The organism is Paracoccus sp. SMMA_5_TC (assembly GCF_009696685.2).
Classification (GTDB): domain Bacteria; phylum Pseudomonadota; class Alphaproteobacteria; order Rhodobacterales; family Rhodobacteraceae; genus Paracoccus.
Genome location: NZ_CP102355.1, coordinates 1,475,125 through 1,493,846 on the forward strand (window position 1 = coordinate 1,475,125; position 18,722 = coordinate 1,493,846).

25 protein-coding genes, 1 tRNA gene and 1 pseudogene are annotated in these 18,722 nt (G+C 62.4%); 26 read left to right on the plus strand and 1 reads right to left on the minus strand.

Annotation, left to right across the window (positions count from 1 at the left end):
- Positions 1-115 precede the first annotated feature (115 nt).
- From GB880_RS07575 to GB880_RS07690, 24 genes and pseudogenes are all read left to right on the plus strand, one after another.
- Positions 116-475, plus strand: coding sequence for a DUF1064 domain-containing protein (locus GB880_RS07575; RefSeq protein ID WP_263467023.1), 360 nt, complete (start codon positions 116-118; stop codon positions 473-475).
- On the plus strand, positions 472-1,422 hold the full coding sequence (locus tag GB880_RS07580; protein WP_154490671.1) for a hypothetical protein: 951 nt from the start codon (positions 472-474) through the stop codon (positions 1,420-1,422). Before GB880_RS07575 ends, GB880_RS07580 begins: the two co-directional genes overlap by 4 nt.
- Positions 1,422-1,673 (plus strand): hypothetical protein, encoded by a 252-nt coding sequence (locus GB880_RS07585; RefSeq protein WP_154490668.1) that lies wholly within the window; start codon positions 1,422-1,424, stop codon positions 1,671-1,673. The genes GB880_RS07580 and GB880_RS07585 overlap by 1 nt, the downstream gene beginning before the upstream one ends.
- Positions 1,666-3,237, plus strand: coding sequence for a DEAD/DEAH box helicase (locus GB880_RS07590; protein WP_154490665.1), 1,572 nt, complete (start codon positions 1,666-1,668; stop codon positions 3,235-3,237). The genes GB880_RS07585 and GB880_RS07590 overlap by 8 nt, the downstream gene beginning before the upstream one ends.
- On the plus strand, positions 3,234-4,151 hold the full coding sequence (locus tag GB880_RS07595; RefSeq protein WP_154490662.1) for a toprim domain-containing protein: 918 nt from the start codon (positions 3,234-3,236) through the stop codon (positions 4,149-4,151). Before GB880_RS07590 ends, GB880_RS07595 begins: the two co-directional genes overlap by 4 nt.
- Positions 4,152-4,659: 508 nt before the next feature.
- Complete coding sequence (locus GB880_RS07600; protein WP_154490659.1) at positions 4,660-5,097, plus strand: hypothetical protein; 438 nt, start codon at positions 4,660-4,662, stop codon at positions 5,095-5,097.
- A 26-nt stretch (positions 5,098-5,123) separates the two neighbouring features.
- Positions 5,124-5,375 carry a hypothetical protein gene (locus tag GB880_RS07605; protein WP_154490656.1) on the plus strand — a complete coding sequence of 84 codons (252 nt, stop codon included), beginning with the start codon at positions 5,124-5,126 and terminating at the stop codon, positions 5,373-5,375.
- Between the two features lie 156 nt (positions 5,376-5,531).
- Positions 5,532-6,131 carry a hypothetical protein gene (locus GB880_RS07610; RefSeq protein WP_154490653.1) on the plus strand — a complete coding sequence of 200 codons (600 nt, stop codon included), beginning with the start codon at positions 5,532-5,534 and terminating at the stop codon, positions 6,129-6,131.
- A 247-nt stretch (positions 6,132-6,378) separates the two neighbouring features.
- A tRNA-Met gene (locus tag GB880_RS07615) sits at positions 6,379-6,454 on the plus strand.
- A gap of 355 nt (positions 6,455-6,809) precedes the next feature.
- On the plus strand, positions 6,810-7,007 hold the full coding sequence (locus tag GB880_RS07620) for a hypothetical protein (protein ID WP_154490651.1): 198 nt from the start codon (positions 6,810-6,812) through the stop codon (positions 7,005-7,007).
- Between the two features lie 222 nt (positions 7,008-7,229).
- Positions 7,230-7,301, plus strand: a pseudogene (locus tag GB880_RS07625) (HNH endonuclease); the annotation flags it as partial.
- 69 nt (positions 7,302-7,370) lie between these two features.
- Positions 7,371-7,889, plus strand: a complete 519-nt coding sequence (locus GB880_RS07630; protein WP_229774280.1) for an ATP-binding protein — start codon at positions 7,371-7,373, stop codon at positions 7,887-7,889.
- A 228-nt stretch (positions 7,890-8,117) separates the two neighbouring features.
- Positions 8,118-8,666, plus strand: coding sequence for a hypothetical protein (locus tag GB880_RS07635; RefSeq protein WP_229774276.1), 549 nt, complete (start codon positions 8,118-8,120; stop codon positions 8,664-8,666).
- A complete protein-coding gene (locus GB880_RS07640) occupies positions 8,666-10,339 on the plus strand; it encodes a terminase large subunit (RefSeq protein ID WP_154490645.1) in 1,674 nt (557 codons plus the stop codon). Before GB880_RS07635 ends, GB880_RS07640 begins: the two co-directional genes overlap by 1 nt.
- 9 nt (positions 10,340-10,348) lie before the next feature.
- Entirely contained in the window at positions 10,349-11,008 is a 660-nt protein-coding gene (locus tag GB880_RS07645; protein WP_195840754.1) for an HK97 family phage prohead protease, read from the plus strand.
- 53 nt (positions 11,009-11,061) lie between these two features.
- Complete coding sequence (locus GB880_RS07650) at positions 11,062-12,456, plus strand: phage major capsid protein (RefSeq protein WP_154490642.1); 1,395 nt, start codon at positions 11,062-11,064, stop codon at positions 12,454-12,456.
- A gap of 56 nt (positions 12,457-12,512) precedes the next feature.
- Complete coding sequence (locus tag GB880_RS07655; RefSeq protein WP_154490639.1) at positions 12,513-12,746, plus strand: hypothetical protein; 234 nt, start codon at positions 12,513-12,515, stop codon at positions 12,744-12,746.
- A complete protein-coding gene (locus tag GB880_RS07660; protein ID WP_154490636.1) occupies positions 12,743-13,585 on the plus strand; it encodes a hypothetical protein in 843 nt (280 codons plus the stop codon). The genes GB880_RS07655 and GB880_RS07660 overlap by 4 nt, the downstream gene beginning before the upstream one ends.
- Positions 13,582-14,910, plus strand: coding sequence for a phage portal protein (locus GB880_RS07665; protein ID WP_154490633.1), 1,329 nt, complete (start codon positions 13,582-13,584; stop codon positions 14,908-14,910). The genes GB880_RS07660 and GB880_RS07665 overlap by 4 nt, the downstream gene beginning before the upstream one ends.
- Entirely contained in the window at positions 14,907-15,728 is an 822-nt protein-coding gene (locus tag GB880_RS07670; RefSeq protein ID WP_154490630.1) for a hypothetical protein, read from the plus strand. The genes GB880_RS07665 and GB880_RS07670 overlap by 4 nt, the downstream gene beginning before the upstream one ends.
- Positions 15,728-16,054: a head-tail connector protein gene (locus tag GB880_RS07675; protein ID WP_154490627.1), complete on the plus strand. Its 327-nt coding sequence runs from the start codon at positions 15,728-15,730 to the stop codon at positions 16,052-16,054. Before GB880_RS07670 ends, GB880_RS07675 begins: the two co-directional genes overlap by 1 nt.
- Positions 16,055-16,067: 13 nt before the next feature.
- The gene (locus GB880_RS07680; protein WP_154490624.1) at positions 16,068-16,400 is read left to right on the plus strand and encodes a phage head closure protein; all 333 of its coding nucleotides are present in this window, start codon (positions 16,068-16,070) and stop codon (positions 16,398-16,400) included.
- Complete coding sequence (locus tag GB880_RS07685) at positions 16,397-16,780, plus strand: DUF3168 domain-containing protein (protein WP_154490621.1); 384 nt, start codon at positions 16,397-16,399, stop codon at positions 16,778-16,780. Before GB880_RS07680 ends, GB880_RS07685 begins: the two co-directional genes overlap by 4 nt.
- Positions 16,773-17,186: an HK97-gp10 family putative phage morphogenesis protein gene (locus GB880_RS07690; protein WP_154490618.1), complete on the plus strand. Its 414-nt coding sequence runs from the start codon at positions 16,773-16,775 to the stop codon at positions 17,184-17,186. Before GB880_RS07685 ends, GB880_RS07690 begins: the two co-directional genes overlap by 8 nt.
- Here GB880_RS07690 and GB880_RS07695 read toward each other — a convergent pair.
- On the minus strand, positions 17,176-17,490 hold the full coding sequence (locus tag GB880_RS07695; protein WP_154490615.1) for a hypothetical protein: 315 nt from the start codon (positions 17,488-17,490) through the stop codon (positions 17,176-17,178). The genes GB880_RS07690 and GB880_RS07695 overlap by 11 nt on opposite strands.
- Before the next feature lie 243 nt (positions 17,491-17,733).
- On the opposite strand from GB880_RS07695, the gene GB880_RS07700 reads away from it, so the two are divergent.
- Together GB880_RS07700 and GB880_RS07705 are read left to right on the plus strand one after the other, a co-directional pair.
- Entirely contained in the window at positions 17,734-18,189 is a 456-nt protein-coding gene (locus tag GB880_RS07700) for a phage tail tube protein (RefSeq protein ID WP_195840756.1), read from the plus strand.
- A complete protein-coding gene (locus GB880_RS07705; protein WP_154490606.1) occupies positions 18,189-18,632 on the plus strand; it encodes a GTA-gp10 family protein in 444 nt (147 codons plus the stop codon). The genes GB880_RS07700 and GB880_RS07705 overlap by 1 nt, the downstream gene beginning before the upstream one ends.
- Positions 18,633-18,722 lie beyond the last annotated feature (90 nt).

Here is an 18,722-nt window from a genome sequence, read left to right on the forward strand (position 1 = left end):
GCCTTCCTGATCCAGATCGGCGTGGAGGTGATGGAGTGACATGGCCCACACCCCTCATCGCTGTGGCTCCGGTCAACGCCGCTTTAGGCGGTCTGATGCTGTCGGAGGTGATCAGGTGAGCATCGCCGTCGATGAGAAACGCCGCAAATATCGCAACAAGACCGCCATCGTGGACGGCATCCGGTTCGACAGCCAGAAGGAGGCCCATCGCTGGGGTGTCCTGCGAATGCTGCAACGGAACGGCCTGATCCGCGATTTGCAACGGCAGCTGCGCATCCCGTTGCGCGGTGCTGACGGCAAGCCGCTGCGGTTTGTGCCGTCTGGCCGACCGGCATTCTACGTTGCCGACTTCGCCTATCACGATGTGCCGAAAGGCGTGGACGTGATCGAGGACGTTAAGGGCGTTCAGACGCCGGAATTCAAGCTCAAGCGGGCAATTCTCGCATCGCAGGGCGTGGAGATCATTCTGACATGACCAACTACGGGCACAATGAAACCGCCGTTCGACTGGCCGCGCTTGCTGGTGATGCGCAGATCGCGCTGGACAAGGTAGCGAAGGGCGAGGCCGACGCAATCGAGGGCTGGCTTGCCTATGGCGCGGCGCTGAATGAAGGGCGGGCGCTGTTCCCGAAAGATGAAGATTTCGGGAAGTGGGTTGTTGAAAATGGTCTCCGCCAAGTTGGCGGTCACGAAATCCACGATCACGAACGCGCCGCCGCCATGTGGGCCGCTGCCAACGCCGATCAATTGGCCGAGGCCCGCGCCAACAGCAAGGCCCGCACCCTGCGCGGCTGGCATGACCAGTGGAAGAAGATCGAAGCAGAGCGCGAAGCGGCCCGCCAGAAGGCCGAGCGTGAGGCAGAGGCTGCCCGCAAGCGCGAGGAAGCCGAAGCCGCCCGGAAAGAGGCCGAGGCGTTGGCTAAGGCAGAAGCCGAAGCCCGCGCTGCTGCTGAAAAGGCCGCAACCGTGGATGAACGGAAAGAGGCAGAAAAAAAGGCCGAAGAAGCCGCCGCTGCCAAAGCCGAAGCAGAGAGGGTCGCGGAAAAAGTTGAGGCTGAAATCCCGCCTGCGGAACAAGAGGTCGATCCCGAAACCGCGAAGCTGCGCCGGGAAATCGGCAAGCTGACGCCAGATGCCATGGTGGACGAGATCATTGGCCTGCGCGCCGACCTGGCCGAGCGCAAGGCGCTGATCGCAGAACTGCGTAGCGAAATCTCCGCGCTGAAATCTGAAAACTCGCTCTATCGGCAGGACAACCTTGGCCGCGCCCTTGGCAATGAAAAGCGCCGCGCTGACGCCGCCGAGGGCCGTATGCGCGAGCATCAGGCCAATGCCGCCCGTCTGCAACGGCAGGTCAACGCTCTCAAGGCCGAAATCGCCCGCCTCAAGAAAGAGGCGGAAAATCAGGTGATTCCGCTCTGATGGCGATTTTGGAGCGCATACGCGCCCATGGCGGCGAGGTGATCCGCGACAAGTGGACCATCACCCTGCGCAAGGGGCGTCTGACGCCTGCGGCGCTGGCATGGGTGAAGGATCACCGTGACGACCTGATGCGCGAGGTGTGGCCGGAATTTGACGACTTCGAAGAACGCGCGGCGATCCGGGAATTCGAGGGCGGCATGAGCCGTGCCGATGCCGAGGCCGCTGCCTATGCCGAGGTGATGGATGCTTAACTTTGCCCCGACCAAGGAAATTTGCCTGCGTCCCTATCAGGCCGACGCAATCGAGAACCTGCGCAAGGGCATTCGCGCAGGAAAGCGCCGCCTGCTGCTGGTAGCCGGAACCGGAGCCGGAAAAACGCTGACTTCTGCACACCTGCTGCAAGAGGCAGATCGCAAGGGCAGTTATGCGCTGTTCATCGTGGACCGTGTTGCGCTGGTGGATCAGACGAGCGCCGTCTTTGATGAATATGGTATTTCGCACGGTATCGTTCAGGGGATCAATAGCCGCTGGACCCCGCGCGAAAACGTGCAGGTTTGCTCTGCCCAGACTCTGGCCCGGCGCAGCTTACCGCGCGACCCGGACTTGATCGTGGTGGACGAGGCGCATTGCCAGTATAAAGCCACGCTGGACTTCATGGCCCGATACCCCAACGCGGTGAAAATCGGCCTGACCGCAACCCCGTTCACGAAGGGCATGGGGGAGCATTGGGACGATGTGGTCAACGTCATCCCGACCCGACAGCTTATCAATGACGGCTTCCTGATCGAGCCGAAGATCTATGTCGCCAAGTCCCCTGATGATGCCGATCTTGGCCTCAACAGCTATGGCGAGTTTTCTGACGCCAGTGCCACGGCTGCGGGCATCCAGATCGTTGGAGATGTCGTCCAGGAATGGATTGCCAAGACCAATGAACACTTTGGCGGCCCTGTAAAGACCATAGTCTTTTCCCCGACCGTTGAGCATGGCCGTGAACTGTGCGCAGCGTTCAGCTCCGCGGGCTTCAATTTCCAGCAGATCAGCTATCTGGACAGGGACGACGCCGAGCGCGCCGAGAAGATCGCAGAATTCCGCCGTGATGACAGCGTAATCCACGGGCTGGTGTCCTGCGGCGTGCTGACCAAAGGGTTCGATGTGCCGGACGTTCGGTGCGGCATTTCCTGCAAGCCCTATCGAAAGAGCCTGTCCAGTCACATGCAGGAGATCGGCCGCATCATGCGGACCTGCGAAGGCAAGGACAAAGCGATCTGGCTGGATCATTCGGGAAATATCGAGCGGTTCGGACTGGATATGTTCGATGTGTGGGAAAATGGCGTTGGTGATCTGGATCACTCCACGAAGCGCGACAGCAAGCCGAGAGAGCGCAGCGAACGGGAAAGAGAGAAGGTCGTTTGTCCAGAATGTTCTGGTGCTCTGCGCGGCAACACCTGCCTGTGCTGCGGATGGGAAAAACCAGCCCGCTCCGGCATCGTCACGGTCGCTGGTGAGATGCATGAGTATAATCCCCGGACTCTGGCGATGGAGCCGCGCGCCGGGTTGCGAGCTGACTGCCTGAAAGAGCCGCGCAGGGTGTGGGATGCTGCGTTGTGCTACACGTCCGAGCACAGCCGTAAGGGCGAGGACCACGCACGCAGATGGGCTTATGGAATTTTTAGAGGCATCTACCCGAATGACAAATTGCCATTTGGGTGGTTCGACGCTCCGATCCAGCGCACGGTAGATCAATCGGCCTATGCTCTGATCCAGCGGGAAACTCAGCGATTCCGCAAAAACAGCAAGCGGAGGGCAATGGCATGAGTATTCACGCCGCCATGTCTGACGCCTGCCGCGCCGTTGGCATTATCCCACCGACCAAAACAAGGCACGGCCAATGGGTACAGTGCCCGGCTGAAGGGAAGAGCAAATCAAACACGTCTGGCCGCGTCCTGATATTTGACGATGGTCGCGGTGGCATCTGCTGGAACTGGATCACCGGCCAGCAGCAGCGATTTACAGTCGATGGGCTGGCGGGCCAGAACGAGGTAAAAGCCCCGCCGCGCGACATTGAGGCCGAACGCAGGGCTGAAGCCGAGCGTCGGGAGGTGTTCGCCACATGTCAGCGCATTGTGGCGGCCTGCGATCAGGCGCAGCACCCGTATCTGGCGCGCAAAGGGTTTCCAGATGAGCGGGGGCTTGTCATTGACGATCCCCGCAAGTTCATGCCGATCGGTCGGCTTGGGGATGCCATGGCCGCCGCGCTGCCTGATGGCGATGGGCCGCTGTTGGTCATTCCAGGCCGTATCGCTCAGCAGATCACCACGCTGCAATTCATCACCCCCGATGGGGCCAAGAAGAACATCCTCAAAGGGACGATGGGCGGTGCAAGCCACAGGGTCGCCACAGGGCGCGAAACGTGGGTGTGCGAGGGCATTGCCACCGCATTAAGCGTCAGGGCTGCCCTGCGGCTTCTGGGGCGCTCTGCGACGGTCCTGTCTGCATTCTCGGCCAGCAATGTCGGCAAGGTCGCGTCTGGCCTGTCCGGGGCCATTGTCGCGGCCGACCACGACGCTCCGCAGGAAGCCTTGGGCGGATTTGGGGCTGGCGAATATTACGCCGTTAAATCCGGTCGCGCATGGTCAATGCCCACCGCGGTTGGCGATTTCAACGACATGCACATGACTGACGGACTGCGGGCCGTAGCGCTCCATCTGCGGGAGGTCGTGATGGGGTGATTTCAAAGAGTAACCCCGCGCACTCGAAAGCTGCGGGGCTGTTCCAGCGGTCGGTTAGGAATCCTTGGCGGGATGATGACGGTGGCGCTGGATACAGAAAGCCTACCATGGGGCGGGACCAAAGGCAAAGCGCAGTCCGAAAGAGCGAAGCGCGGTCCCCGGCAGAGTGGCAAATCTGCCGAAATGATAGCGCTCAACGATCTGGGGAACGCCACGCCACCAGATCGGCCAAAGCGACGGCTCGGCTCGGCCAGCAAGATCGCGGAGGCATAGGGACTAAACCCCGGATTTCCCCGGGGCTTAGTCGTCCTATGCCTTCTGCTCAGGCTCTCTCAACCAGCAAGACTGGTTAATTACTAGGTAGGTATAAGACGATGGCTAAGACAAAGGCGAAACAGATCAAACGAAACGCAAAGCGCCTTCCCCGGGAGCGCGAGCAGACGCCGACAGAGCGCCGCGCCTTTGCGCAATGGGCCGGCATAACCCAGCACATGATGGAGGCAGCAGAATGACCCGCCGTCCGCCACTCATCCCGCCGCCCGGCCTTACGGGCGCCCGCAACACCGGCGACATGACCGTCCGCCGCGCCAGAGCTCATGCCCTCCGCAAATGGGTCGCCGAGATGCTGGATTACGGCTATAGCCGCGCCGAGATCGCCGAGGCGCTAGAGGTCGGCGTGGCATGGGTCAATGCCCTCGCCAGGTCCGGGAGTGACGATTTGCGGGGGACACAGGCCCGGAAGTTTGCCGCAGCTACTACCCCCGCCGAAGGGTGCGTTACCCCCGCTCAGCGGCCCGCTCATCGCCTGTCAGGCGGTATCTCACTGCCCCCCGAGCCCTGGACGCACGACATCGAGCCAATCGGCACCGTCAAGCCGTCCCGGCGCCCCGTCGCCAGTCGCCCCCGCAATGGCCACGGCATCACCGACTGGCGACAGGTCATCTGATGCCGGACCATCCGAAGGAGTGCAGAATGACCCTGACCGCCCCGTCCCACCTGCGCGGCCGCATGACGCGCTGGACCCCGCAGGAGATCCGCGACGAGCGTATCGGATGGGCGCTGGCCCGAGCGGCAGAGGGGTGGACCACGCCCAGGATCGCCGCTGCCATCGGCGTGGACGACTCCGGTCTCCGCTCCCAGATGCGCGCCCATGGCTGGCGATGGTGGGATCAGCCCCGCCGGATCGTGCGGAGATACCGCAAGCGCCCGGCAGGCGATCAATGACCAATTCCGACCATCCGCCAGACCCCGGAAAGCGCAAGCGCCGCCAGAAGGCCGCACAGCGCGAGACAGCCCGCAAGGCGAGGCAGGCGGAGCGCAGGCACCAACACCAGGCCGATCACCGCCTGACCCGCGACATCAGAGAGGGACGATTCACAGATGACCAGTAAAGCCGAGCGCCGCCGCCGCCGCCGCAGGATCGCCGAGGCAGGCATCACCCTGCCAGGTGCGGACCCCGTGCCCCAGCGCCGCACCGGGCCGGGTCGGCCGCGCAAGACGCAGGAAGATGCCCGCCTGCAAATGCTGCGCGCCCGCTGCGCGATCATGGGCTGGCCCCCGACCGCCGACACCCTGCGCGAGGTCGCCGCGCCGTGGTATGGCTGCAACGCAGGCCGCGCTGTCGCCACCCATGCCCCACGCGCGGACCACCCGGCGCTATGGGATGCGATCGTGTGGATACGCCGCGCTGTCGCCGCCTATGACGCCGCTATCGGCGCACCCCGCCGCCATGCCGTCTGCCTGTCCCTGCTGGCCCCGCCCGAGACGACCGAGGTCAGCGCCGACAGCCCGCCCCCGGACCTGCGCAGCGACACCGAGCGGCACAACCAAGCCGTCGCCGCGTGGATGCGCCTGCACGGCATCATGGGCAGACACGACGCCGCCACCGCGTCCATGGCCCTGCGCTGCGTGATCGATGACGGCCCCGCGCGGGATCCGGCGGGGCTGCTCAAGGTGCTGCGCGGGGTTATGGATGGGTGACGCTGCACGCCACGGTTGACACCTGCCGGGATCGAGAGTATACAAATTGCAAGATCGGGACGGGCGTGCGCGAGAGCGGCGCCCTTTCCGCTCTTTGGCGGATCATCTACCGGGCAACAGGGGGTCGGCAAAACAACCTGCCCGGTTGAGCGCCTAGAGCGGCAGATGATCCTCCTGAGCGCGGCTAATGGGCCTAGTTGCAACGCTGACCACAGGCGGCCCGTCATTTTGGTGGCGCGATCTACATTGCAGCGTAGAGCAGCGGTAGCTCGGGACGCTCATAACGTCACAGGTCGCTGGTTCGAATCCAGCCGCTGCAACCAAATTAACCGCCCCGCCCTTTTCTCGGCTCATCGCGTGCGGTGAACCGAGATGAGCGCGGTGCCAGCAGGATTAAAGTGGGCGCAGGGTTGTGCGTCCGCCGCGCTCAACGCTCCGAAAGGGGCAAACGAACGCCGCTGATCGGTTATGAGGTTTCGCGCCTGGGCGGAACGGAAGCTGCGGCACCCAGGCACCATTCCCCCTGCGCGCTACGGTTCGCAGACAGCCCCGCCCGGCGTCAGTCAGGCGGGGTTTCCCACATGAGGATCCCCATGCTCATCTTTCTCGCCCTCATCCTCGCCGCATCCCTCATCGCCATGCAGGCGGCGGGACTGTGGGTGGACCGGAGGTAGCGCCATGCCTGACAGCATCGAATGGGAGCTGCGCGCCAGCAACGGCACCGTGATCAAGGTGACGGATGTGGTGATCAGCCGGGAAGTCGTTGATGTCCCCGATGTGGACCGCCCCGGATGGGTTTATCGAGAGGTGGTAGGCCCGATCCGAGTTAGCGCCCTGGTTTCCGGCACCGAGGCGCTTGTGCCCTCGAAGAAATGACCCGCAAGCCATGGGCTGACAAGGGCAGCAAACACAATGGCTAGACTGACAACCCTCAAACCCAGGTTGTCTGCGCCGACCGGACGCCTGTCAGCAAGGCCCACCGAGAAAGACCGATCTGCGCAACGCCTCAAGGACAGCCCGTGGCGCAAATGGTATGGCACTGAACGCTGGAAGACTCTGCGCTGGCAGGTTCTCACAGATGCCGGGTTCACTTGCGCAATGTGCGGGAAGGTGGAGACGGACACATCGCAACTCGTCGCTGACCACACCCAGCCGCATAGGGGTAATGAGGAACTGTTCTGGGACAGGACCAACATCCAATGCGTTTGCGCCCCGTGCCATAACAGCCGCAAGCAGGCCATGGAGCGCGCCGACAAGAAGGCGGCATCTCACCCGTCATGGCTTAAGCCGTCGATCATCCCGCTGACCATCGTGTGCGGGCCGCCTGCATCGGGGAAAACATGGTATGTCACCGAGAACGCTGGGCCTAACGACCTGGTGGTAGACCTGGATGTGATCGCATCGCGTCTCGCCCGATCATCGCTGCATGGATGGGACAGGGATGCATGGATCAACCCGGCCCTGTGGGAGCGCAACAGGATCTTGGGTGACCTGTCAAAGCCCAGCCGTTACCCAGCAGCATGGCTGATCGTGTCGGAGCCAAAGGCAAGGCTTAGGGAGTGGTGGGCGCAGACACTCAAGCCGCAGCGCATCGTGGTCATGGAAGCGGATGAGCGAACCTGCATGGCGAACGCGGCGAATGATCAGGACCGCGATCCGCTCAAGGTGATGCAGGCCGCGACCGAGTGGTGGGCGCACTACCAGCGGCGTATCGGGGACGTGCGGATCGTGCCGCAGGGGCGCGGAACCCCGGCCTGAGGTCGAGATTTCCGCGATTTTCCGAAGTGTTGCAGAAACGCAACCATAATGGGTCCGGATCGAACCGATTTTGACCGAAAATGCCCTAAAAAGTGGCAGACCGGCCCGAGAGGGGGGGGTAGTGCCGACTTGGGAGCGATTTTGCCCCCGACCCGCGGCCCCCATCCACTCAGAGATTTTTTCCCTGCTGGGAAGTTGGAGGGCGCGGACTTTCCGCGCGGACTGATCATGGCCGATGAGAAAAAGCCGATTGATTGGGCTAGCATCCGGTCAGATTGGGAGAAATCAGATTGGAGTATCAGACGGATAGCCGATTGGTATCAGGTCTCGGAGCGCGGTATCCGGAAAAAAGCCAAGGCTGAATCTTGGCCTGACCGTCCGCAAGCTGGTTCCAAACCTGTCCGCACCGAGTCCGCACCCGTCATCATGGCCGGTATAGATGCTACTGACCCGGATCAGATTGTCGGAAAGGGCCATAACCTGATTTTCCGGCTTCTCGACGAACTGGACGCTGCGACGACGCATCATGGCGAGTTGGCGGAACTGATAGAGGCGCATGAGGATGACCCCCGTCGTCGTGCCGCGATGATGAAGGCGATTGAGCTTCCGGGCCGGGCAAACGTGGTGAAGGCTCTGGCGACTGCGTTCAAGACGTGGAATGAAGCGAAGGCACCCGAGGGAAAGAAGGCGCAGCGTCAGGCCGCAGCCGAGGAAGTTGCGGCAGGTGGTCGGTTCGCTCCCCGGTCTCGCCCCAAGCTGGCGGTTGACAACGGCTAATGCTGGACTGGTCTACATCGTGCCCCGACTGGTCTGACAGGATCGTCGCCGGCAAAGGGCTTATTCCATTTCCGCCGCTGTTCCCGGATGAGGCGGAATATGCGCTGGGGGTGTTCAAGGCGCTGCGGGTGCCGGATCTGCCGGGCAAGCCGACATTTGGAGAGTGCTGCGCGCCGTGGGTGTTCGATTTTGTGGCAGCGATTTTTGGGGCAAATGACCCGGAGACAGGAAAGCAGCTGATCAGCGAGTTTTTCCTTTGCATCAGCAAGAAAAATACGAAGTCCACCCTTGCCGCTGGCATCATGCTGACGGCGCTGATCATTGGCATTCGGGAAGAAGAAGAATTGCTGATCCTTGCGCCAACCATCGAGGTGGCCGGCAACAGTTTCAAGCCAGCTGCTGCGATGGTTCGAGCAGATGACGAGCTGGGCGCCCTGCTTCATGTGCAGGATCACGTAAGGACGATCACGCATCGCGTCAGCAAGTCATCGCTAAAGGTGGTGGCGGCAGATACTGACACGGTTTCGGGCAAGAAGTCTGGCCGCATCCTGATTGACGAATTGTGGGTGTTCGGGAAGCGGCCGAACGCGGACGCGATGCTGCGCGAGGCAACGGGCGGTCTGGTGTCTCGGCCCGAGGGGTTTGTGATCTACCTGACAACGCAATCCGACGCGCCCCCGGCGGGCGTATTCAAGGACAAGCTGGACTATGCCCGCGATGTGCGGGACGGCAAGATTGATGACAAGCGGTTTCTGCCGGTGCTGTATGAGTTCCCGCAGGCGATGCTGGACGCAGAGGCATATCTGGACCCGGCGAATTTCTACATCACCAATCCGAACATTGGCCGGTCGGTATCGCAGGAATGGCTTGAGCGCGAGATGAGGAAGGAACTGGCGAAGGACGCCAGCACCCGCGCCACGTTCCTCGCCAAGCACCTGAACGTCGAGATCGGGATGAACCTGCGGGCCAACCGCTGGCCTGGCGCGGACTACTGGTCGAAGCGCGCGCGTAAGGGCCTTGATCTGGCCGAGGTGCTGGATCGCAGTGAGGTTGTTGTGGTCGGGGTGGATGGCGGCGGCCTCGATGACTTGTTCGGGCTGGCTGTGGTCGGCCGGGACCGGGAGACGAAGGATTGGCTCGCCTGGTGCCATGCGTGGTGCCACGACGGGGTTCTTGAGCGCAGGAAGGGCATCGCGGCGCGGCTGCGGGACTTTGAGCGGGAAGGCTCGCTCACCATCGTGGACGACGAGCTTGCCGACATATCGGCGATCATCGAGATCGTGCGTGATGTCAAGGCCCGTGGGCTGCTGGCTGCGGTCGCTGCCGACCCGGCCGGGCTGGGTGAAATGGTCGACGCCTTGGCGGAAATCGACGTAACCCCGGAGAACGGCAAGGTCATCGGGGCGCCGCAGGGCTACGCGATGATGAACGCGATCAAGACGGCCGAACGCAAGCTTGCGAACGGCACGCTCTGGCATGACGGGTCCGCGCTGATGGCGTGGTGCGTCGGCAACATCAAGATCGAGCCGACTGCCACGGCGATCCGGGCAACGAAGGCGAATGCCGGGGACGCCAAGATTGACCCGGCAATGGCGCTGTTTGACGCCGTTACGGTTATGAGCCGTAACCCGGAAGCGCCGCGAGAGCCGCAATATCAATTCATGGTATTCTAGGAGGCCGGCATGGATATGGCAGGTCGCGCATACGCTATTTTCGAGACGAAGGCGGTTGACGAAAAGCGCCGGGTTTTCACCGGCTGGGCCACCACGCCGGCCCCGGATCGGGTGCAGGACACGATTGATCCTTTGGGTGCGGTGTTCAAGAATCCTCTGGTTCTGCTGCATCAGCATCGGCATGACGCACCGATCGGTTCGGTAACGTTCGATAAGCCGACTGCCAAGGGCATTCAGTTCACGGCGGAAATCCCGATCATTGATGAACCGGGGCCGCTGAAAGACCGCGTTGACACCGCATGGGGCGAAATCAAGGCGGGGATCGTGCGCGCGGTCTCGGTCGGCTTCCGACCCCTGAAATATGCCTATCGCGAGGACGGCGGAATCGACTTCCAGGAGGTCGAAATCTACGAGCTTTCCACGGTCAGCGTTCCGGCGAACGCACAGGCCGTTATCACTGCCATCAAGAGCCTGGACAAGGCTGCGATGGTGGAGGCGGGCGTTGACCCGCATCAATTCGCAGCCAAGCCAGAACAGGCCGCTGCAATCGTTCAGCCTGACCAGAAGCCCGCCGCGTCCGGCAAGAAGGGCCTGCCTGTTGTCAAGCTGAACGATCCCGCCCGCGTCCGGGCAAATCCGTTCGTGATCCGGAAGATCCACATCATCTGAACGGTCGCCCGTAACCGCCCGTGGGCAGGGCATCCAGAAAAATGGTGAATGACATGGCATCCTATGCCGAACAGATCGGTGCGTTCGAGGCGAAACACGCTGCGAACGTAGCCACCATGAAGTCCCTGATGGACGCTGCGTCCGAGAAGGGCGAAACCCTCGACGCCGAGGCTCAGGACCAGTTCGATGAACTGCAATCCGAGAACGAGGCCGTCGAAAAGCACCTGTCGCGCCTGCGCCAGATGGAAAAGATGGCCGCCGCTGGTGCCAAGCCGGTGGATGGTTCGGCGGCCAAGGCCGCGTCGGATTCGCGTGACCCGCGCATCCCCGCGCAGGTGAAGGCTGCCGAGAAACTGGACAAGGGCATTGCGTTCGCCCGGCTGGCGAAGGTGAAGGCGCTGGCGAAGCTGGACGGCGAGAGCGTCCGCGAGGTCGCAAAATCGTTGTATGGCGAGAATTCGTCGGTCTATGGCATTGTCGCCAAGGCGGCCGTCGGCGCTGCCACCACCACGGGCACGACCTGGGCCGGCCCTCTGGTCGGTGAGGAAAGCAGCCTGTTCGCGGACTTCGTGGAGTTCCTGCGCCCGCAAACGATCCTCGGCCGCTTCGGCGCGAACGGGGTTCCCTCTCTGCGTCGGGTTCCGTTCCGCACTGCCCTGATCGGGCAGACCACCGGCGGCAACGGCTATTGGGTCGGTGAAGGCGCTGCGAAACCGCTGACCAAGTTCGATTTCAACCGCACCGTGCTGGAGCCGACCAAGGTCGCGAATATCGCGGTCGTGACCGAGGAAGTTCTGCGTGATTCCAGCCCGTCTGCCGAGATGATCGTCCGCGACCAGCTGGCCGCCGCGCTTCGCGAACGTCTGGACATCGACTTCATCAACCCTGCCAAAGCTGCGGTTGCTGGTGTTTCCCCGGCCTCGATCCTGAACGGCGTGACGCCGGTTGCGTCCTCGGGCGTCGATGCGGATGCGGTTCGCGCAGACATCCGGGCGCTGTTCGGCGCGTTCATCGCCGCGAACAACGCGCCGACCTCGGGCGTCTGGATCATGGAGGCGACCACCGCTTTGTCTCTGTCGCTGATGCAGAACCCCTTGGGTCAGGCGGAATTCCCCGGCATCACCATGAACGGCGGCACGCTGTTCGGCCTGCCGGCCATCGTGTCGGAATACGTGCCGACCGGGATCGTTGCCCTGGTGAACGCCAGCGACATCTACCTGGCCGATGATGGCGGGATCTCGGTGGACATGAGCCGCGAGGCGTCGCTGCAAATGGACGACGCGCCGACCAACAACTCGGCCACGCCCACGGCAACATCGCTGGTGTCGATGTTCCAGACCAACTCGGTGGCGTTCCGTGCCGAGCGCACGATCAGTTGGGCTCCCCGCCGCACGTCAGCTTCGGCCTATCTGACCGGCGTTGCCTGGGGCGGCTCGGCCGCGCCGTAATGAATATGGCGGGCTGTAGCGGCCCGCCATCCACTTCCTTGCCAGCCGAGGGCACCATGAAAAAGAACAGCAGCTACATGACGCGTGCGCTGTCGCATCGCGATCCGCGCTTTGCGCGCATTCTCGGACGCCTGGGCTACGAGGGCCGGGCCATGGTTGCAGAGGATCCGAATACGGATGAACTGTCGGCACTTCGCGATCAGTATCAGGCCGTCGTTGGCAAGCGTCCGTTCATGGGCTGGGACGCTGACACTTTGCGGCAGAAGATGGCTGAGGCGCAGGAATCGTGATTGGCTTCGCGCGGGATATTCAGTTCATCGGCCGCAGCGGGCGGGCTGGCGGTGGCGCGCCGCCTGCGCAGCGCGTCACGCTGACCGGCGCCGAGGGGCTGGGGTTCTCGGCGCACTCATTCCTGCAGCAGGCGGTGGCGCCGGGCGACTTCGGCAATCTCGGCGCCTACTGGGCCGGCGCGCAGCACATGAACTACGCCGGGTTTTCGTCGTTGAAACAGCGATGGGACGCGAACGGGGTTGACCGGACCGCCAGCTATGACGGCGCGCTGCTGCTGACCGAGATCGGCGACCTTGAAACCGGGTTGGCCGACCCCGCCAGCGCGCAGGGCATCGAGACGCTGCAATACCTCTACTGGTATGCGCTGACGGCGCAGGCCAAGGGGTGCCGGCTGCTGGGCATTTATATCCCGCATAGCCCCGAGGGGGTCAACATCGACGCAGATGCGCTTGCCAAAGTTCAATACTGGCTGAACTGGCTGCGGGGTCAGCCGGCGATCACGATCCCGGTCTATGCAATCCCGGTGCCGGTGATCGTTCGGGCTATGATAAATCGCTACGCCCCGGCCAGCGTCTATGCTGACGGGCTGCATCTGCGGACCCAGGCCTATCCGGCGCCGAACCAGATGAATAATGCGATGGGTCAGGCGGTCAGGATGTTCCTGACCGGCCAGCGCCCGGCGAACGATCCGGGGTGGAGCGCCGATCTGGTCGCGCTGGTCGATGATGCGTGGTCGATCCTGCAAGCCTACGAAATGACCGGCCTCGGCGGCGACACTGTGGTCGAGGCTTATCCGGTGACTGCCGATCCGCTGCCTGATCCAATTGAGGTGCCATGATGTGGCCGTTCAGTCGAAAAGAGAAGGCGCTGTACAACATCCCGTCGCGTGGCGGTTGGCGCGTGCTGGAATCTTTCCCCGGCGCCTGGCAGAGGAATGTGGAGGTCAACAAGGAGTCCGTCCTTGCCTTCCATGCCGTCTTTGCCTGCATGACGCTGATCGCGCGCGACATTGCCAAGCTGCGTGTCAAGCTGGTCCAGAAGGACTCGGGCGGTATTTGGTCCGAAGTGACGAACCCGGCCTATTCCCCGGTCCTGCGCAAGCCAAACGGCTACCAGACCCGGATCCAGTTCTGGGAAAGCTGGGTTCTGTCCAAGCTGTCCTGCGGCAATACCTATGTCCTCAAGGTGCGGGATGGTCGCGGCGTCGTGACGCAGATGCACATTCTGGACCCGGCGCGGGTGAAGCCGCTGGTGTCGGACAGTGGGGATGTTTTCTACGAAATCCAGCCCGACAACTTGTCGGCGGGCAAGGAGAGCATCACGGTCCCGGCGCGTGAGATCATTCATGATCGGTTCAACACGCTGTTTCACCCGCTGGTCGGGCTGTCTCCAATCTTCGCCAACGGGCTGGCCGCCACGCAAGGGCTGAACATCCAGAACAACAGCGCGTCGTTCTTCGGTAATCGGTCGGTCCCTGGCGGCATCCTGACGGCCCCAGGCGCGATCTCGGACGAGACGGCGGCGCGGCTGAAAGAGACGTGGGAAGAACGCTATTCGGGGCGCGGCGGTGGCAAGATCGCCGTTCTCGGTGATGGGCTGAAATTCGAGGCGTTGGCGATGAAATCGACCGATGCCCAGATGATTGAACAGCTAAAATGGACCGCCGAGGTGGTGTGCAGCACCTACCATGTGCCGCCCTACAAGATCGGCATCGGGCAGATGCCGACCTATAACAATATTCAGGCGCTGAACGTCGAATATTACAGCCAATGTCTTCAGTCGTTGATCGAGGACGTGGAACTGTGTCTCGATGAAGGCCTGGGGATGGCTGAGGGGATCGGAACCGAGTTCGATCTTGACGGCCTTCTGCGCATGGATTCCGTGACCCAGATGGAGGTCATGGACAAGGCTAAGGGTATCTTCTCGCCCAATGAGATGCGGCGCCGATTTGATCTTGCGCCGAAAACCGGCGGGGACAGCGTGTTCCTGCAAGAGCAGAACTATAGCCTTGAGGCCCTGGCGAAGCGTGATGCGCGTCCTGATCCATGGGCGAAAGCCGAAGCGGCCCCGCAACCGGACGCATCGGCGCAGGACGAAGCCGAGGAACGCGCCTTCGTGGCGGAGACGCTGCTTGCGATGCGCAAGAGCTTGGAGGCCGCATGATCGACGCAAAAGCATTTGGCGAGGAACTGGCTGGCATCGTGAAGGCGGCAACCGCGCCGCTTCTGGCCCGCATCGAGGCGCTGGAAGGGCAGGTGAAGGCGGTCGAGGCTCGACCGGCGGGCCTTACCGCAGAGGCGCTTGCCGAGCAGGTGGAGGCTGTAGAGGCGCGCGTCAAATCGCATGCGGACGAGGCGATGCGGAAGGCGATGGAGCGTGGGTTTGCTGCTCAAGAGGATGGCCTTAGGCAGATCGTGAAAGAGTGCAGTGAACTGTATGACCCTGAACTTCCCGACATTCCTGCCATGGTGGCCGAGGCAGTCGAGGAAGCCGTGAAATCGATCCCCGCGCCGCAGGACGGCAAGGACGGTGCCCGCGGTGAACGCGGCGAGCCGGGCCGAGACGGGTTGGACGTGAAAGACCTGTTCCGCGCCGATGGCGGTCGCCTCATCGCGGTGATGAGCGATGGCACCACGAAAGATCTGGGCGTGTTCGTCGGCAAGGATGGTGAACCGGGCCGCGATGGTGCCGATGGGAAAGACGGTTCTGATGGCCTTGGCTTCGAGGACATGAGCTTTGAATTCGATGAGCACGGCAGGGTTATCGCCAAGTTCCAGCGCGGCGACGTGGTGAAATCCGTTCGCCTTCCAGGCATCGTTGACCGAGGCCCTTACAAATCGGGCGAAAGCTACGAGAAGGGAGATGCAGTCAGCTACGGCGGCTCGCTGTGGATCGCGCAGGATGCGACCAACGAAAAGCCAGACGGCGGCAAGGGCTGGCGGCTAGCGGTCAAGAAGGGCCGGGATGCGAGGGCTTCGTGATGGTGCAGCTTGTTGATCTGGACGAAATCAAGGCCGCGCTCCGTATTGACGGCGACGACGAGGATGCGGCTCTTGAACTTCTATGCGAGGCCGTCAGCGAGGCTGTCATTGCCTATCTGAAATCCGGCGCTGATGCGTTTATCGAGGATGGTGAAGTTCCGTCTGGTGCCGTTGTTCCGAACCGGGTGAAGGTCGCGACGATCTACTGGATTGGCGTTCTGCGCCGGAACCCCGACAACGATACCGAGGGCGCTTTCCAGTTGGGCTATCCGCCGCTTCCGGTGGTGTCGATGCTCTATCAGATGCGAGACCCGGCCCTTGCTTAGGTCGTATCAGCCAATGACGGCCGGCCAACTCACCAAGCGCGCCACGTTGCTTGAGCCGTTCGAGGCGGTGGACGCCGACGGGCAGGTCGTGCAGTCGTGGACGGATCGTGGTGCGGTCTGGTGCAACCTCGCCCCTCGGCGCGGGGGTGAATCCGTGATGCAGGCCCGTCTGGAGTCGAAGAACCCGGCGATTATCACGGTGCGTGCGTCCACCCTGACGAGGGAGATCACCAGCGAATGGCAGGTGCAGATCGACGGGCGGAAGTATGACGTGCGCGAAGATCCGCAGGAAACCGAGGATCGGGCGTTCCTGCAATTCTACGCCGAAACGAGGGGGCAGGAATGAGAGCCGGCCGCGCCCTGCGCCAAATCGTTATCGCCCGACTTCGCGACCAAATCCCAGGTGTCCAGATTGTGGACAAGCCGACCGAAAAGACGCCGATGCCCTATATCGTCCTTGGGCCATCCTACTGGGTCAACGCGGATGCGGAGTGCATCGAGGCGAGGGATATCACGCTGCAAGTCGATGCCTATGACAGCGCGTCGAGCAAGGGCAAACTCGAGGATTTGGTGGACGACATCACCACAGCCCTGCGCGGCTGGGCCGATCAGGTCGCGCTAACGATGCACCCCATGCGCGTGTCGTTGGCGCGGGTCATGGATGACCCGAGCGGCGCCGTGCACGGCGTGGTGCAGGTCGAAGCGATGGTGGAAGACGATGGTTAACGGCATCCCCGAAGTTCAAGCCATGTTTCGCCGGAAGGCTGCGAAGGTGGCGGCGGCGGCTAAAGCGCAGGCGCAGACCAGCGGTGAACAGGTTGCCTCGGCGATGCGTTATCTGGTGCCCAGAGAGCAGGGCGAATTGATCCGGTCCATCAGGGTAGAGGACGCCGCCTCTATCGAGACGAGTAAAGGGGCGCGCGGATTTATCGGTGTGGTGGTCAAGGCGGGCGATGAGACTACCATCGTCACCAATGAGCGCGGCCAGCGTTTCCAGAACGCCAAGCTGCAAGAGAATGGCACGAAGAACATGCCTGCCAACCCGTTCTTCAACCCGGCATGGCGGGCGAACCGGACCCGTGTCCGTTCGGCGATCACTCGGGCCGTTCGCAAGGTATGGGTCAGCGATTAACCAGATCCCGGCATTTGTTCACTTCGGCGAGCATGTCGCCGCCTTTGGCGCGCTGGACAAAGGCGATGATGCTGCCGCTGTCATAGGCTTCCAGATCGGCTCGACAGGCGTCAATTTCTGCATTCATCCGGGATCGGTTCTGGCGTTCAAGGACGGCCAGTGTCGCTTCGACACGGGCTTTGTCCGCCGCCTCCTTCGCGGCAATGGCCTCGGCTTGCTTCTTTCGATCCATTAGCCAGATTGATCCCGCAGCGATTGTGACGACGCAGGCGGCTGCGATCAGGATTTGAACGGACTTGTGCAAGGCATCCTCCATGGTTGCCGAAGGATACCGCGATGCCGAGACAAAGGAAATGGCGTGTCCTTCGAGACTTCGAATGGGCGCCGAAGCCGAATGTCATCATGATCTTCCTCGCTGGCGAGATCCACGCCGGTCTGACGCGGGCCTGCCGGGATAAGGCGGGCGACCGCATCGAAGAAATCCGGGACTGATCCCGGCCGCCCATCATGCGCCCGTGGGCAGGGCAATCATCAAATGGAGCCTATCATGGCAAAACCAACGACTTATGTTGGCAGCACGGTTGCTATCTTCCTTGAGAGCGCAACTGTTCCCGGCACATATCTGCGCCCCTGCGGCCTGACCAATCACACGGTTTCGTTCACGAAAAACACAACTGAGGTCAATGTGCCCGATTGTGATGACCCAGAACTGCCGGCATGGGTCGAACGCGGTGTCGAAAGCCTTGATTTCAGCGCCAACGGATCCGGCATCCTTGCTGCGGAGGCAGTGGACGAATGGTGGGACGCTTTTAACACCACAGAAAGCATCAATGCCCGCATCTACATCGGCGCGCCCGATGATACGACCAACGGCCGTTACTGGCAGGGCAAGGTCCACGTGACCGGGTTCGAGGTGACGGGCGAGCGTGGCAACAAGGTCCAGACCACTGTTTCCATCGTCTCGGATGGCGAATTGACCTTCCACGACGTGACGGGGCCCTGATGGCAGAGCCGTTCGTCGCGAACTGGTCGAGCGGAGAGGATGAATTCCTTCTCCGCATCGGGGAACTAGAGGCCCTAGACGACCTGACCGACGCAGGGGCGCTGGATCTGCGCTATCGGCTATCGCAGGGAGTGCAGCGCGGCAGCCTCGCCTATTCCCCAGTGAAGGTGCGCGAGGTCATGGCTTGTCTCCGCCTCGGCCTGATTGGCGCAGGCATGGACCGGCAGAAAGCCGACCGAAAGGTCAAGCAGGCTTTCGAGGATTCCGACATTTCTGAACTCAACCTGCTGGCCTTCACGATCTTGTCCCGCGCTTTCGCCGGAAAGGAGCATGATCCGGTGGGGGAGGGCGAGGCGGGGGCGGCGACAGAAGAATCCGCTTCTCCCGCCTCTACGGGACCGGCGCCGCGCTCGGCTTCACGCCGGCCCAAGTCAAAGAAATGACCTTCTGGGAGTTTTCGGCCTGCGTGGACGGCTGGAACCGCGCCCAGGGCGGCGGGCACGCCCATAACGGCGATCCGATGACCGATGATG